This is a genomic window from Noviherbaspirillum saxi, assembly GCF_003591035.1.
Classification (GTDB): domain Bacteria; phylum Pseudomonadota; class Gammaproteobacteria; order Burkholderiales; family Burkholderiaceae_D; genus Noviherbaspirillum; species Noviherbaspirillum saxi.
Window position 1 is genome coordinate 319325 of the sequence record NZ_QYUO01000002.1, and the last position, 15737, is coordinate 335061.

Annotated in this window: 16 protein-coding genes and 2 pseudogenes; 7 read left to right on the forward strand and 11 right to left on the reverse strand. The window is 57.1% G+C overall.

The features are described 5' to 3' along the window. Positions 1-126 precede the first annotated feature (126 nt). The 8 genes and pseudogenes from D3871_RS29935 to D3871_RS17380 form a co-directional block, all read right to left on the reverse strand. Positions 127-606 (reverse strand): hypothetical protein, encoded by a 480-nt coding sequence (locus D3871_RS29935; protein WP_147376835.1) that lies wholly within the window; start codon positions 604-606, stop codon positions 127-129. Then, positions 584-1255, reverse strand: a complete 672-nt coding sequence (locus D3871_RS17350; RefSeq protein WP_119770366.1) for a hypothetical protein — start codon at positions 1253-1255, stop codon at positions 584-586. The genes D3871_RS29935 and D3871_RS17350 overlap by 23 nt, the downstream gene beginning before the upstream one ends. Before the next feature lie 433 nt (positions 1256-1688). Further along, positions 1689-2293, reverse strand: a pseudogene (locus D3871_RS17355) (molybdopterin-dependent oxidoreductase); the annotation flags it as partial. A gap of 146 nt (positions 2294-2439) precedes the next feature. After that, positions 2440-3828: a YVTN family beta-propeller repeat protein gene (locus tag D3871_RS17360; RefSeq protein ID WP_119771409.1), complete on the reverse strand. Its 1389-nt coding sequence runs from the start codon at positions 3826-3828 to the stop codon at positions 2440-2442. Between the two features lie 29 nt (positions 3829-3857). Continuing rightward, positions 3858-4295: a DUF305 domain-containing protein gene (locus D3871_RS17365; RefSeq protein ID WP_199724871.1), complete on the reverse strand. Its 438-nt coding sequence runs from the start codon at positions 4293-4295 to the stop codon at positions 3858-3860. 14 nt (positions 4296-4309) lie between these two features. Beyond that, positions 4310-5107, reverse strand: a complete 798-nt coding sequence (locus D3871_RS17370) for an anti-sigma factor family protein (protein ID WP_119770368.1) — start codon at positions 5105-5107, stop codon at positions 4310-4312. After that, complete coding sequence (locus D3871_RS17375; RefSeq protein ID WP_119770369.1) at positions 5104-5613, reverse strand: RNA polymerase sigma factor; 510 nt, start codon at positions 5611-5613, stop codon at positions 5104-5106. The genes D3871_RS17370 and D3871_RS17375 overlap by 4 nt, the downstream gene beginning before the upstream one ends. 54 nt (positions 5614-5667) lie before the next feature. Beyond that, positions 5668-6099 (reverse strand): nuclear transport factor 2 family protein, encoded by a 432-nt coding sequence (locus tag D3871_RS17380; protein WP_119770370.1) that lies wholly within the window; start codon positions 6097-6099, stop codon positions 5668-5670. 493 nt (positions 6100-6592) lie between these two features. Here D3871_RS17380 and D3871_RS17385 point away from each other — a divergent pair. From D3871_RS17385 to D3871_RS17405, 5 genes and pseudogenes are all read left to right on the forward strand, one after another. Continuing rightward, a pseudogene (locus tag D3871_RS17385) lies at positions 6593-6721 on the forward strand (integrase); the annotation flags it as partial. Positions 6722-7082: 361 nt separating this feature from the next. Beyond that, complete coding sequence (locus tag D3871_RS17390) at positions 7083-8243, forward strand: PQQ-dependent sugar dehydrogenase (protein ID WP_233575691.1); 1161 nt, start codon at positions 7083-7085, stop codon at positions 8241-8243. Between the two features lie 179 nt (positions 8244-8422). Next, positions 8423-8734, forward strand: coding sequence for a c-type cytochrome (locus D3871_RS17395; protein WP_119771410.1), 312 nt, complete (start codon positions 8423-8425; stop codon positions 8732-8734). Between the two features lie 168 nt (positions 8735-8902). Beyond that, positions 8903-10990, forward strand: a complete 2088-nt coding sequence (locus tag D3871_RS17400; RefSeq protein WP_119770372.1) for a TonB-dependent receptor family protein — start codon at positions 8903-8905, stop codon at positions 10988-10990. Between the two features lie 81 nt (positions 10991-11071). After that, the gene (locus D3871_RS17405) at positions 11072-11614 is read left to right on the forward strand and encodes a tripartite tricarboxylate transporter substrate-binding protein (protein WP_119770373.1); all 543 of its coding nucleotides are present in this window, start codon (positions 11072-11074) and stop codon (positions 11612-11614) included. A 290-nt stretch (positions 11615-11904) separates the two neighbouring features. On the opposite strand, the gene D3871_RS17410 is transcribed toward D3871_RS17405, so the two are convergent. Together D3871_RS17410 and D3871_RS17415 are read right to left on the reverse strand one after the other, a co-directional pair. After that, positions 11905-13056 carry a GNAT family N-acetyltransferase gene (locus tag D3871_RS17410; RefSeq protein ID WP_119770374.1) on the reverse strand — a complete coding sequence of 384 codons (1152 nt, stop codon included), beginning with the start codon at positions 13054-13056 and terminating at the stop codon, positions 11905-11907. A 198-nt stretch (positions 13057-13254) separates the two neighbouring features. Continuing rightward, positions 13255-13731 (reverse strand): Lrp/AsnC family transcriptional regulator, encoded by a 477-nt coding sequence (locus D3871_RS17415; protein WP_119770375.1) that lies wholly within the window; start codon positions 13729-13731, stop codon positions 13255-13257. Positions 13732-13885: 154 nt separating this feature from the next. Between D3871_RS17415 and D3871_RS17420 the strand changes: the two genes are divergently transcribed. Then, positions 13886-14491, forward strand: coding sequence for a LysE family translocator (locus D3871_RS17420; protein ID WP_119770376.1), 606 nt, complete (start codon positions 13886-13888; stop codon positions 14489-14491). Between the two features lie 10 nt (positions 14492-14501). On the opposite strand, the gene D3871_RS17425 is transcribed toward D3871_RS17420, so the two are convergent. After that, positions 14502-15056 (reverse strand): M15 family metallopeptidase, encoded by a 555-nt coding sequence (locus D3871_RS17425; protein WP_119770377.1) that lies wholly within the window; start codon positions 15054-15056, stop codon positions 14502-14504. A gap of 161 nt (positions 15057-15217) precedes the next feature. On the opposite strand from D3871_RS17425, the gene D3871_RS17430 reads away from it, so the two are divergent. After that, a complete protein-coding gene (locus tag D3871_RS17430; RefSeq protein ID WP_119770378.1) occupies positions 15218-15736 on the forward strand; it encodes a hypothetical protein in 519 nt (172 codons plus the stop codon). Position 15737: the final 1 nt, after the last annotated feature.

Below are 15737 nucleotides of genomic sequence, written 5' to 3' on the forward strand. Positions count from 1 at the left end.
CTGTCCTTGCGTGGTATGACTGTGCGACAGCTCCATAAGGAATTGGTGAGTTCCTTGCCGTTGCAGGAGGCGGCGGACTCGACGGACCAGAAGAATCTTTCGTATGGCAAGCTTATTCGAACTTACTTAACACCGATCGTTTGTGACGATCATTACGACCGGGACTTCAGCGTCTATTTGTGCGTAGCTATTTTCAGCACGCACATGGAAGTATGCGACGTGTCCATTGGCGAAAACGTAATCAAAACGGCGAAAGAACATCGGATGGAATCCCGGACCGTAGTGCCAGCCTGCAAGGGCAAGCAATACGAAGTCCGCTTGTCTTTTCGAACCGATTGGCTGCCCGGTCGTCTTCCACTCAAACATGCGCCCGTCTTTAGGGAATGGCGCGCGGTAGGCGCCTTTTGAATCTCCAATGTCTAGCTCTGGAATTAGCCGCCAGGCATTGGGATCATGAACTCTTGCTAACTCCTGTTTCCATACACGAAATTGGAAAAATCCTACTGCCGGATTCAAAAGGCGGAGCCCGATATGGTAGATCGCTGGCTGTGATGGCACGCATATTCTTGCGGAGGCGATTTGCTCACTTGCGATGAACGTTTCCATGCCTACATGCATCCATGTATGGGCCTAATCCCGTCCGTATATCTGCAGGCAATCGTGTAACGAACTCCTTAATGAGCGGATCGGGAGCATGCTCTGGAGTGATATTGTCAGAAACCGACGCAAGAGTAATCTCTGCACTTGGCTGAGTTTCCCCGTGGGCGAAGCATTTGACGATTGTGACATATCCGTCTTCAAAGTCCTGCTGGACGGATTCGTATCTGTAGTCTGTTCCTTCCCCACCGTGCTCATACCAGTAAGATTGAAGGCCGATCGCATAGCGATAATCAAAGTCTCTAGATCCATACGCCTTGAGTACTTTCCACCCTGACTGCCAAGGCGCGCGGGTGTCTGAAGTTGAATTTCCAAGGTCGAAATCAGGGATGTGGCTCCATGCTTGTTGTTTCACCCATCCAGACGGCGTATAGCGTTCTCCCTTTTCGTTTATCCAAATAGGAATGCTAAAAAAACGAAAGAACTGGCTTTTGGTTCTATGAAGGCTCTGGGCGTGAACGTAAATTTCCGATCTTTTACAAATCACTTGGATGAGAAAATACCAATCCAAGAACCCCGCGTAGGTCGGCGTAGCAGAACGCCCGATAGACCTACCGAGCTTTCCTCTGAGCTGTCCAGGCAAGTGTGAGATGTCCACAGCGTAGCTCTCCTATAACAAGCTCTGAGTACGAACAGATAATTGTCAAGATAGTCGTGATCCCCTGAATGCCAACCTCAGAAATGAGGGGTGGTGAGCCTGATCAAGCCGCCGGTAATAATATTCCTCATGCCCATCGGTTCGTATCAGAAATGCATCCGCTTCGGGTCGGTTGATGCCCGCCAACTGAATGCCAGTAACGTCCACTTTCCGACAAATTCCTGCCGGCGATTATGACTACCGTTCTGAGTGATCACGGTGCCGGAGGGACTGATCACGAACATCGGAATACGCAATCAAATTCACCCTCGACGTAATCGACCTTGCTACGGGCTGCAATCTGTTGACCGAACGGCCTCTTTCAGTAGTCTAACGAACCGAAAGGTAGCGCCCGGGCCAAGGCGCTGACTGCCCTGCAAGTACAAGGCTATCCTTACGTGACAGTGATGTTGAGCGCATGGCCGCGCCAGCTGTTGTTGTAGCCGCCGGTGTTTTCCACCCGTCCCTCGGGCTGACGGTTGCCGTCGGCGTGCGTCACGGCGCAAGCGATCGTGTAGTTCCCTGGCTCGAACTTGATCGGCAGCAAGATCTGGCGCCATGCATACTTCCCAAGGTCGGGGCCGACCAGGCGCGCCTGCCGCCAGGTCTTGCCGCCGTCCACCGAGACATCGACCGATTTCAGCGCGCTCATGCCGCCGAAGGCCACGCCCTTGATCTGCACCATGCGGCGGCCACTGCGCCGGTTTCCCGGGCCGGGGAGTTGATCCACGATTTGGGACCCATCTCCCACACCTACGGCTGGCTTGGGTCGCCCTTCTGGCCAGGCGGCGAGATGCGGTAGCCGGTCTTCTGGATGGCGGCATCGCTCTGTTCGGAGGAAAAGGCCAGGAGTTTGATGTACTTGACGTTGTTGACGCCGGTGTAGTCGGGCACGATCAGGTGCAGCGGGCCGCCATGCGCAAGTGGAATCGGTTCGCCGTTCATCTTCCAGGCCAGCAGGGCGTCGGCCATGGCCTTGAGCGGCACCGAGCGCTCCACCCTCGTTTCCGGATGGCGCCGGGATGTTAATTTATTTACTTTGTAGCTTTGGTATGCCGCCACACTTGGCATATTGATCATAAATATTGTGCTTGCAGGTTGGGATCAGGGGTCCGTAGCAATGTAGTGCCGCCACATGCTTGCCGTCAGCCGGCACTGACCAGCGCTGCCTTCTCGCTGTCGGCAGCGGCATCGCCCTCCATGACAGTGATCTTGGTGGGCGACGCTTCTTTGGCAGACAGGCTGTTGGAGACCTCGCGCAACGGCCCGATGGCGGTACCGTTGGCCATGCCTGCGGCATTGGTTTTGAAACTTGCCACCGGTTGCTTCTGCCCGGTGACATAGACGCTATACACGACGTTGGGCTTGAGCTTGAAAAGCGACACTTCAAGCGCATCGATCACGCCCAGATTACGCGCCACCACGAATCCCTTGGCATCTCCGGACGCCGGCTTCAAGGCGATGTTGATCGGCTCACTATTGCCACGGGGCGTCAAGTTTGCCATGCCGTCTCCCTGCGTTACCGCGTTCGAGACGTACACCAGTGCCTGCGGCGCCTGACCGACCGGGATCCGCGCGGTCACCTTGTTGGACGCGGTATCGATCACATCTACCGCATCGCCGTTTTCCAGGCCAATGTACATGCGGCTGCCATCGTCCGAGGCCCAGATCCCATGTGGCAGGGCACCGACCGGGATGGTGGCCACCAGCTTGGGTGTGTCGTCGGTGGTGAAAACCTTGACCACATTTTCGCCGCCGATGGTGATATAGGCCAGTGCGCCTGCGGTTGTTTTGGCAAAGCCGATATGGTTGGTGATCATGCCAGTGTCAAACACGCCTTTGATTTCCTGCGTGGCAGTATCGATGCGGGTGACTTTTCCCACATCCTTATGCGTCATCCACATTTCCTTGAAATCCGGCGTGAACTGCAAGAAGGGAGAGAAGGGGCTGACGACCTTGATCCGATTGACAAGCTTGCGAGATGCGACATCGATGACATCGACCACCGGATTAAAGCTCGAGACGACGAAAGCCTGCTTGCCGTCCGGATGGAACAGCACCATGCCGGGGCCCGGCGTGGTCTCGATGCGGCCGGTTTCCTTGTAGGTGATCGGGTCAATCACGGAGATGTAATTCTCGCCGCGCACCACCGCCCATACCTCGCGGCCATCCGCGGTGAAAAAGCCTTCATGCGGCGAGCGACCGATATAGGTCTTGCCCTTGACCTGATTAGTTGCCGTGTCGATGAACGTCACCGAGTTGGAGCCGTTGGAGATTGCCACCAAAGTCTTGCGGTCGGGCGAAAAGCCGAGGCCATGCACATTGATCTCGCCCTTGTAGAGAGGCGAGAGCACGTCGGGGCGCTGATTGCCGAGCTTGATCTGTCCGAGCAGGGTATTGGTGGCCGGATTGATCACCGAGACGGTATTGCTGTTCTGGTCGGCGGTGTAGACACGGTCGGCGGCACCGGGAGCCGCCCAAGCTAAATTGACGGCCAACGCGCCGATAGCGAGGGTAAGAAGACGGAGTTTCATGATTGCCTTGTGATAGATGAGTTGACGGATCATCTTGGCGCTTGGGCACGGCCCGCCCGCTTTTCCTGATGCCGCCCCAGCCAAGCCCGCATCACGCGGATTTCATTCTGCTGCTCGGTAATGATGCCTTGCGCCAGGTTGCTCAGCTCCGGGTCGGTGGTGTTGAGCAGAACCGCCTTGGCCATGTCGATTGCGCCTTGGTGATGGGGAATCATCATGGTGACGAAATCATGCTCGGGCATGCCGTTCATCGGCGCGCGCTTCATGCCGTCATCCATCACCGCCATGGCATCGTCCATCAAGGCGGAAAACGGTTTGGCGGTGCTGGCGATGAACTGTGGTGAAGCTTTGCCTTCCCCGGCTCCATGGTGACGGGCATGCTGTGCGACAGCTGATGCCGCGGCAAGCAAACATGCAGTTGTAATGCCGCTGCGCAAAAATGAACGGATTTTTTCGGGAGTAAGCATGGTTGACGTGCCTCTCATGATTTTTCCAGCTGCTCGTGCACTGCGGCGGCAATACGGGCTAGTTCGCCCTTGTCGGCGCCGGCCGACAAGGCGTAGCCAAACTTGCCGTCGATCCAGTAAAAGACGTTGACCGGGCCTTCCTGCGCGAAGCGAAAGCCGGTGTCCTGGTTGTGCGATTGTTCGGTAGAGACATACAGGGTCAGACGTTGACCGGTGGCATCGTGGTACATGAACTGCGCCACTGGTCCGCTTTCTCCCGGCAGCAGGCGTCCGCCAATCAATTCATAGCCAAGCTTGCCGAGCTTCGGGGGGTGTATCTTGCTGCCAATGCGTTTCGACAACCAGGTCACCAGTTGTTCTTCCTGATCGGCGCCGATCTCGACCGGGCGCCGCACATCCGGACTGTAGACCACATGGGCGATCGCCGCCTGGCGCACCAGTCCGGCGACCCGCTGGCTTGCCGCGGCGGGAGCCGCTGCCGGTGCCTGCGCCAGTTGTCTTCCTGGGGCGGTCTGATCATGCAGGTGCCAGCCCGCAATACCGCTGAAGAAAGCGATTGCCAGCCCAGCCGCAACGCGCTGCAGTATCGTGCTGCGGCGGGGCCTGGCACTCAGGCGCGCCGGGACCGGTTCGTCAAGCACCGGGTCGAACAGCTTGCGCAGGGCTTCGTTCTGGCTGCGGTAAGCGTCCAGCCGGTCCGCTTCGTCGGGTCGTGTGGCGAGATAAGCTGCAATCTCGGCGCGCCGTGCGTGCGGCAGCAAGCCATCCACATAGGCATGCAGGTCCGCTTCGGTAATGGGTAGTTGGCTCATTTCACGACTTTCAACGGGGATGTGATGGCGCGTCCTTCCATGTGGGCACGCAGCCGCTCGCGTGCACGCGACAGCCGCGACATGACGGTCCCGAGAGGAATGCGCAGCGTGACCGCAACCTCCTCATAACTCATCTCTTCCAGCGCGACCAGGAGCAGGACTTCGCGCAACTCCGCCGGCAGTGTCTGCAATGCGGATTGCATATCGCGGATCTCCAGCCTGTGTGTCTGCGTTGCGTTCACGAGAGGCACGGGTGTGTCGTCATCGAGTTCAACCATGGCAAGCGTCGGCTTGCGCACTTGATCGATATGCAAGTTGTGCATGATGCCGAACAGCCAGGCGCGCATGTCGCTGCCAGCACGCCAGGAAGACAGCTTGCTCCAGCCGCGCTCCATGGTGTCCTGCACCAGGTCATCGGCCCCAGACCGGTCGCCGGCCAGCGCACGCGCATAGCGGCGCAGGCGCGGGATGCAGGAAACCATTAGTTGCGCAATATCGTCTTGCATGAAGAACCTTCGCCATTTGGCCGGAATAGGGCCGGAACGTGTTTGCTGGAATGGTCAGTAGGCAGCGGCAACCGTAAGCTTCGGATCGATCTGCCAAGTCTCGTTGACGAGTAGACCGTCGCGGTAGGTCAGCACATAACGCACCTTGATCGGCTGCTTACCTTCGAACAGCACGTTGGCGGAGACGGTGGCGCCCTTCGGGTTGATGGCTTCGTCCAAGTTGGTGACACTCACTTTCAGCGGACCTGCGGCCTTGGCAAATTTTTCCCAGGTGGTGCGGATGCTGTCGGCTCCGACATAAGTGCCGTCCAACGGGCCACCAACCCAGTTCAACTGAGGATTGGCAGCGTAGCCACGCATGACGATGGACAGGTCACCCGATGCAATGGCATTGAAGTGGGTCTGCGCTGCATCGGATGCAGGGCCGGCAAAAGCACTGCCGATGGATGCCAGCGACAGCAGGGCGGCAAAGATGGGATATTTCATGTTCAAGCTCCGGTATCAGTAAAAGGTCTCTTAAGGGTTCGGTCCACGGTCCTGCGTCGGCTTGCTGCTGCCCACATCCGGGTATACGCAGCAGCAGGGCGGTTTATTCCGTTCATTTCAAAATAATTTTGAATGGGATGAAAGATGCCGGAAGTTACCAACAGGAATAATCGGAAGTAAAAATGTTTTCATGTCATGTCCGCCCTTTCCAGTACCGAAGGTACGCCGATGAAGATTCACCACGTTTTCCTGAACTGAAGCCGCTTTCCCTGAAAAGATGCAGCGCGGTCATTAAAAGCTTACAACTACGCTAAACCGATATTTCGGATGTCTTTACCAGGGTTGCATCGTGGAGGTTGAACGCTTGAAAAGATGAAAGCCAGCACTCTGCTTGCAATCACGACGCTGGCGGAGATCGGAGGGTGCTGCTTGCCCTCTGGATGGTACTGAAACAAGGCAAGTCGGCATGGATGCTGATACCAACCGTCATTTCTATCGGCGAACGAAGAACCTGAGGCCAGTGCAACTGTTGCTCGGCCACACCAAGTTGGAGATTACGGTACGTTATCTTGGGATCGAGGTCGATGACGCGTTGGAGATCGCCGAACAGACTGAAGTATGACGTAAAGCGACCGGTCGAACCTGAAAAACGCATAGACGCTGACCGGCCCAGAATGCGGACATTTGGGGTTGGTGTCTATCAACCTTCTGTAATTAATCAAAGAGTGCAATTAAATATTTCTATAGCTTAGATAGTTAAAATGTTTTGGATGCCATTCTGGCAAAAGTCTACACTCAAAATGCGCGTGAGAAGTTAGTACGGAAGACTCATCTTTTCAACATTCCAACATCAACAATAAGTTCGAGGAGAAGATACTATGCGTCGTACAAGGCTTATAAGCTGCATACTTTTGGCAAGTTCTGGAATCGCTGTTTCGGGTGCTGTCGTTGCGGCAGCACCGAATTTGTCAGCAACCCCCGTTTTGTCCAAATTGAGCAACCCGTGGGACATGGCCTTCCTGCCGGACGGTACCATGTTCTTTACCGAGAAATGCAACGGTCTATCGGTGCGAACGCCATCAGGCACCGTCAATCGCCTGCTCGGCATGAAGGACTCGAAGGGTTACGACACCACGGCCAACGACTTGTTTTGCGATGGCCAGGCCGGCATGAGCGGTGTTGCGGTCGACCCCGACTTCGCAAAGAACCGCTTCATCTACGTCTACTCTGCCTCCAGCATGTCGCAGCCACAGGCCAACCGCGTCATGCGCTTCGTTGTCAGCGACGATGCGACCAAGCTTTCTGACCGCAAGGACATTGTCGCCGACATCCCCTACAAGACTGCACCGAGCGACCACCCGTTCGGCGCGTCGGGCGCCCATAATGGCGGCCGCATCCGCTTTAGCCCCGGCGACGGCTTCCTGTACGTGACCACCGGCGACACCCACAACGGCGAAGTGCCGCAAAGTCCGACACGCATTGGCGGCAAAGTGCTGCGCATCGACCGCGAAGGCAAGGCTGCCCCCGGCAACAACGCGCCGCAGGGATTTGACCCGCGCATCTTCACGTATGGACACCGTAATCCTCAAGGCATCGCTTTCCGTCCGGGGAGCAACCAACCGTTCACGGCTGAAAACGGACCATGGCATACCGACGAGGTGACCGCCCTGAAGGCTGGCGGCAACGCCGGATGGGACCCGCGCCCCAACGTCAACGGCCGCGGCGACTGCCCTGACAAGTATTGTGGCTACAGTCCCAATCAGATGGGTGCGGTCGACCCGAAGGAGCGGTCCAAGTTCATGCCCATGACCGACCTGAAGGCCTATCCGAACGCGATGAAGCCGGCCTGGACCAACGAAGGCTTGTCCCAGGGTATGTCTTCTGGCGCCTTCCTGAGCGGCAAGCAGTGGAAGGATTGGGACGGCAAGATGATCGTCTCCCATATGGGCATCGGCATCCATGGAACCCCGGTCGGCAACCGTTTGGATGTGCTGGACATCAGCGCCGACGGCCAGACTGCGAAGCGGACCACGGTGTCGCTGCCGATGCCGGCAGGACGCTTCCGCTCGGTGGTTCAGGGACCCGACGGTAATCTGTACGTCGCAACTGATGAGGGCGAAATCTACAAGATGACCCCGAACTGATATTCCGCAAACCCCACTGTCGAATTGGCAGTGCCGCTATAAGTGGAAATATCTTTGGCAAACATGGCTTTCGGTCAAGCCATGTTTGGTGATCAGTCCCCCGCTCGTAGCCTTGCTTCATGGCGGGTGGGCTGACATCGCAGGCCCGTCAGGGCGCGTTTGATATGGGGATCATGTTCATGCACAAAGTTTTGGCTGTATGCATCGCTTCTGGCTTTTTGTTTTCGACAGGATCGGCTTTTGCCAATGATGACTTGTTCAAGAAATCCAACTGTATGGCCTGTCATGCCGTTGATCAAAAACGGGTTGGCCCCTCCCTCAAGGAAGTGGCTGCCAAATACAACGGCGACAGCAGTGCGGTAGAAAAGCTGGCTATAAAGATCAAAGCTGGCGGCACCGGCGTTTGGGGCCAAATGCCCATGCCGCCACAACCTCAAGTCTCGGATGCCGATGCCAAGGTGCTGGCCGAATACGTCCTGTCGATCAAATAGTCCGACCTGCCAGTAATCGACCTGACATTCACATTTTGCTTTTTGAATCAACCAATAATTGCGCAACTGGTAGCACCCTTTGGATCTACCAGTAAGCGCATTTAGCGCTTTCGATCGAGGAAATTCCCCGTCATGGGCATCAATAGTTTGCACCGAGAATAACGCGCCATGGACAAAACCAATTCGCAACGCAGCATGCTGGCAACCATACTACTGGCTGGGTCATTCTTCGGAATCATTGCCGATGCCGCGGCCCAGCAGGAAAAACAGCTGGAAGAAGTCGTCGTCTCCGCAAGCCGCAGCGAGCAAAAGCGCTTCGACGCGCCGGCCTCGATCGACGCCATCCAGGTCGATCCGCTGCGCGCCGCATCGCCCCTGGTCAATCTGTCAGAACTGCTCGGCACCGCGCCCGGCATCCAGATCCGCGAGCGGCAGAACTATGCGCAGGATCTGCAATTGTCAGTACGTGGTTTCGGCACCCGGTCCACCTTCGGCGTGCGCGGCGTGCGCATTCTTATCGACGGTATTCCGGCTACCATGCCCGACGGCCAGGGGCAGGCGGCCACGGCCACGCTGACTTCGGCGCGGCGCATCGAAATCCTGCGCGGGCCAGTGGCCCAGCTTTATGGCAATGCTGCGGGCGGTGTATTGCAGGTGTTTACCGCCGATCCGCCGCTGGCGCCGCAGGCGCCTTACGCCAGCGCCTCGGTCGGCGCGGGCAGCGACGGCCAGCGCCAGCTTGGATTCACACTGGCAGGCGGCGGCGAAACGCTCGGCGGCCTGCTCGATGTGTCGCGCTATGAGACCGACGGCTATCGCGATCACAGCGCGGCGGAACGAACCCAAGTCAATGCCAAGGTCTTGTGGAAGCCATCGGCATCGACTACGGTCACCGGCATCGTCAACTTGTTCGACCTGCCGCTGGCGCAGGACCCGCTCGGCCTGACGCGCGCGCAGTTCGAACAGAACCCACGGCAGGTGGCGCCGGTCGCGCTGACATTCGATACCCGCAAGACCGTCGACCAGCAGCAGGCGGGTCTTGTGCTGGAGCATAAGTTCGACCGCAGCAATACCCTCAATGCGCGGCTGTATGCCGGCACGCGCGAGGTGTTCCAGACGCTGTCCTTTTCCGGCGCTGCGGCCAATTCTTCCGGAGGCGTGGTTGATCTCGACAACCACTATCGCGGCGCCGGTATCAGCTGGACCCATGCGACGCAGGCCGGCGGCATGCCGCTCAACTGGACGGTCGGCATGGAGGCCGACGATCTCGACCAGACCCGGCGCGGCTTCATCAACAACAATGGCACTCCAGGCGAGCTGCGCCGAGACGAGCGCGCCAATGCCAACAATGTCGATTTCTTCGGCCAGGTGGACTGGACCTTCGCGCCGCAATGGAAAGCCACTGCGGGCGCGCGTACAAGCCGTGTGCGCTTTTCGGTCGACGACCGCTATGTGACCGCCGCCAGCCCGAACGACAGCGGCAGCGTGGAATACCGCAATACCAGTCCGGTGCTCGGACTGGTTTGGTATGCCAACGACAATCTCAACCTCTACGGCAACATCGGGCGTGGATTCGAGACGCCGACACTGGCGGAATCGGCATATCGCAGCGGCGGGACCGGCCCCAACCTCAGCCTGCAGCCGTCGAAGAGCCGGCAGGGTGAAATCGGCATGAAGTGGCGATCCGGCACACAGAGCGCGGATCTGGCCATATTCACCGCGCGCAGCCGCGATGAGATCGTGCCGCGGGCAACCGAGAACGGCCGCTCGATTTTCCAGAATGCCGACCGCGTGGAGCGGCGCGGCATTGAAGCAAGCTGGCGCAACAACTTGGGCAGCTTCAGCACGCAGCTCGCTTATACGCTGCTTGATGCCCGTTTCAAGCAAAGTTTCTCCAACGCGAACGGCGTTGTCGCCGCCGGCAACCGGCTACCTGGCGCGCCCATTCATAGCCTGTTCACCCAACTTGAATACCGACCTGCCGAAGGCTTGACTACGGCATTGGAGATGCGTCTCGAAAGCAAGACCTATGTCGATGACCTCAACAGCGAAGCCGAGCCCGGATACGCAGTCTTCAACCTGCGCGCCGCGCAGGAGTTCCGGGCAGGCGCAACGAGATGGACGCTGTTCGGCCGCATCGACAATGTGTTCGACCGCGACTATGCGGGTTCGGTCATCGTCAATGACGGCAACCGCCGTTTCTATGAGCCTGCGCCGGGACGGCGCTTCTTCATCGGACTGCGGGCTTCGATCTAAACCACATTACCAATAGTGACGAGGAGACTTTATGAAATATCCAGTACAAGCATCACATACTCTGGCTGCCCTGACGCGGACGTGCTTCTGGACGTGAGCCTCAAGCCGGTAGATTTCGTTACGCAGCGCGTAGATATCGGTGCGCGTTATGGCACGGAAAGCTGGCTAGTGATCAAGCTGGACATCATGCTGGTACCGTATAAAGGCGCCGGTCCTGCCTTGAATGACCTTGTTGGCGGCCACGTTGATATGATTTGCGATCAACCAGCCAGCACCACGGGCTGGATCCAGAACGGCAATATCAAAGCAATCGCCCTCGCTACCAAGGAACGCCTGCCTACTTTGAAAGAGGTGCCCACCTTCGAGGAGAGTGGTCTGAAAAATCTTGAGCTTGCGGTTTGGCACGGCTTATACGCATCGAAAGGAACCTCCGCTCCTGTCGTGGCGAAGCTCAACTCGGCCTTGCAGACAGCATTGAAGGACCAGGCGGTAGTGTCGAAATGTGACAACTTGGGCGCGGCTCCCGCCAACTTGCAAACGTCCGAAGGGTTACGCGTTCATCTCAAATCGGAAGTTAACCGTCTTGGAACGGCTCTTCGTACGGCAGGGGTACCTCTGCAATAAGCAGCATCCCGATGAGGTTCATTCACTGTCTCATGTCACCGGGTCGATGCATGGACGCGAGTCCGTGTTTCGCGCCCGGCTAACTCCCGCCTCGAAAGCAATCCCGCGCAGTAGCCACCGATATGAACACGACAGGAATACGCCGCGGTTCACCACGGCTCAGTGGCTCAGGGTCATCAGCGGGCATCCCCACATCTTTCGACTCGACAGTACGCGTGCATTGTCGCTTCCTGGACTCGAATTTCCGCTGTTATGCCAGTTTCCGCTGTTATGCCAGATATGCCACCTTTTCACTCCTCCAATGAACCTCTTGACCGCTTAGCCGTGCGCAACGCATTGACAGCACTCCCAAGGAACCGATAGGCCTTTCCCTCTTCGCGCTCCACGTCGTGAAGCAGCCATTGTTTCGTCAGCCAGAGCCGCCCTTTGATTTCCTTTTTCAGGATTCTTCGGCTGTGCCTAAGGGCGCCGAAGTGGCTACGGAATACATCAAGATGCACGATGTCATGTCTGTCGGCAAGCAAACGATATTTGTATCCATAACGGCCCTGCAGCAGGTGGAATCTTTTGCCGCCACGCGCGATGACGTCACAGATCGTATGGTAATAGCAGAGAATGCCCAGACTGTATTCGTTGTATTTAAGGTCGTGCGCGATCACATGCATCATGTAATTCTCGCCAATGCGAAATCCGATCGCGCCCGCGCAAACGCGGCCATCCACCGTAGCCATGCCGACGACGCCGCATCTCCTTGCATGCTCGACAATCCAGCGTTCCTCCTCTTCATTGAAGCGGGGAACGATGTTCTTACTTTTCATTCTCGAACAGCTCAGTGCAATGATGTCACGGATATCCTGATCGCCAATTTCGTTCTCGACCAGGATACGGAACTGATATGAGGGGAAATCGTCGACCAGCGCCTTTGTGTATCGCTTTATGTTACGGCGCATGTTCTTTCCCACTGCTGACTCATAGTCCCGAACCGTCGCCGGCAGATTGATTACCATGTCTTCGCTGCATGTCATCTCGTGCGATGGATACGCGAGAGCATGTTCAATCTTGCAGATTTCTGAAAACGAGATCATCTTCACTAATGGGAACCTGTTGAATATGTGCTCGGCGAATCGATTGATGTCCTCGGCACGCAGGTTCATGAATTGACCGATAACCATGACTGCATTGCCGGCCAGCTTGTAAAGCAAAATCGATACAGCGGCATTGTTCTCAACAGCGACATAGGTACTTGCCCCAACCATCTCTTTTGCCATTAAAAAATAGGATGGGGAACAGTACAAGTGCCCGTATAAACGGTCGATTTCGGCGATCACGAATGCCGGCACTTCATTGTCATAACAGGAAATTTGTACCGCGTGGGGATGCGCGAATGCCGCACCGCTCATGAAACCCGTGGGATCGTCGACTACTTGCGCATTGATATCCATATCGTTTCCATTCCTTGATGTCCGACGCAAGAACCAATTCCCCCTCGTTTTATTCCTTAAACAGAAACAACGCTATGCGCCAGGCCAACATATCGCCATTTTTTTGCATCAAGGACCGCTTGAGCGTTTTGAGGCCGTTGTTATGGGTTGGGATTAGTCCCTTGGCAGTATCGAACTTTGCGCAGCACACCGGCCGCTTCAGCGCAACGGTAACCGGGAAGTCGCCTTGATTTCACGCATGGCAAGGCTGGAGCGGATCGATGTGACGCCTGGCAGTTTGCGCAGCACATGCGTGACGAATTCGCCATAGGCATCGAGATCGCGCGTCACCACCTGCAGGAAATAGTCGGCTTCGCCGCTGACGTTATGGCAGGACAGCACTTCCGGAATCGACTGTATCGCTGCTTCAAACTGCGCCGGCTGCTCGCCGGTGTGGTTTGCGAAATTGATTTGCACAAAAGCAACCAATCCAAAACCCAGTTTGCGTCGATCGGTACGCGCCTCATAGCCTGTGATATAGCCCTCATCTTCCAGCCGCCGCAAGCGCCGCCACACCGGTGTTTCCGATAGGTGCAGGCGCTCCGCCAGCCGCGCATTGGACATGCGTCCTTCTTCCTGCAGCAAGGCGACTATGCGAAGGTCGACATCATCCAACCCTACTTGAGACGATTTCATTTAAATGACCGTTATTTTATGAAAGAATCTTCTAAATATAGACGATTTGCCGCTGGATTTTGCGAGAAAAACCTTTCTGAAGTGGAAGATAATTCAGTTATCAATTTTGACTCGGCGCAGCTGAACGCCGATCTTCCTCATCAGGAGCCTTGTCATGGACGCCACCCTGTTTTCCCTCTATTTCTCCGCGCTGGTCGCCGTATATCTGCTGCCCGGCCCCGATATGGCACTGGTAGTCGCCACCGGCGCCAGTCGCGGCGTGCGCATGGCATTGGTGACCAGTCTTGGCATTGCCTTGTCGCGCGGTATGCATGTGTTCATGTCTGGTCTCGGCCTGGCTGCGTTGATGGCGGCGCATCCGGTGTTGCTCGATGTGGTGCGGTGGGGCGGCGCGGCTTATCTGCTCTTTCTTGCATGGCAGGTGCTAAGAGCTGACATGAGGGTCGACACGACGCAGGGCGCCGAAGGATCTGCAGCATCCGGCTTTACGCGCGGATTGCTGACCAACCTGCTCAATCCTAAGGCATTGATGTTTTGCGGGTTGTTCCTGCCGCAATTTGTGGCGCCGGAACGCGGCCCGGTACTGTTGCAGTTTGTGTGGCTGGGAGCGATTCTGGTCGCGGTTGGCTTTGCATTCGATGCCATCTATGCAGTATTGGCGGCCCGTCTGAGCCGCCGGGTCAGGTCGGCTTCGCCCTTCAGAAAATGGCTGTTGCCGACGGTGTTCGTGCTGCTTGCGGGGCGGCTGGTGGCAAGCTGATCAACAAACTTCAAGTGTAATACCAATGCCAAGGCTCGTAGCTGAAACCACTGGCATTGTGTCGCGGATAGGAGAGCACGAATCCGAAGTCTTTTGCCCTATCCGACAACCACCCAAATGCGGCGGTATGTTCAAACGGTTCTTCACGCGGTACGCAGCCTGGCGTATTGATATCGACGGCGCGGCCGGTGTGGTGTTCGCTGTAGCCGGGCGGTGCGCTCAATGTGAAGATGGTCGCCAGCGGCATGCCGCGTTCCATCTTTTCGCGCACGATCGCCGACTGGCTTGCGAGGTCGCGATAGGCTGACACGACATACAAGCCGATGCCATCGCGGCCCGCTTCGGCTTTCATTTCCTTCCAGGCGGCGGCGGCCGGTGGAATCAGCAAATGCTCTTCGCCGTCGGAGGCGGTTTCCGCAATCGCGAGATGCGCGGCTTCGCGGTGAAAAGGCAAGCCCGTTCGAGCTACCGCAGCTTCAGGAATACCGAGCGCAGCGAGCGCTTCGGCTACCCTGCTTTCATAATCGTCAATCGGGGTCGCGGTGTGGCTATGAAGGGAATGCATTGCGGGCCTGGTTCTTCGGCAAGGTTTGACAGATGGCGAGAGTTGCGGAAATCTCCGCCCGCCGATTGTAGCTTGATCGGGAATCGCCGTTGCAGCGACACGCCGGAACTTGAAATTGAACTATGATGATCGCCCTCTGAACCGATGCATGCGACGCGAATATGACTAACGAGCAACATGACGAAACCGATACCGGCAGCGGACAACACCCGGAAGCCGCGGAAAAGATCGAGCAGGACCGGCTTTGGCGCGACGATGGCTGGACCGCGCGCGTCATCAAGAATGAAGACGATGACGGCTGGGCAGTCGCGATGATCAAGGATGGCGAACCCGAACCTGCGCTGGTCGGTCCATGGACCATGGGCCGCGACAAGAAAAATCCCAAGCCGCTCGATGCGGGCGCCTTCCACACGCTGGTCAAGACCGCATCCGAAGTGCTGCGCCGGCATGAGCAGCAGCTTCATGCGATGCTGCACAAAAGCGTGCAGGTCAGTACCGCGTCCGCAACGATCAATGTGACGCTCGATATCGTGCCCGACGAAGACGACCCTTATGCGATCCTGGCGGCCGAGGATGAAAGCGGCGAACGTCTGGCCGAGGTCCGCGTGGCCCCTAACTTCAAGCTGACGCGGACCAGCGCCGAAGCATGGATCGAAAGCGGCTTCGCCAAGCCACGTTGAC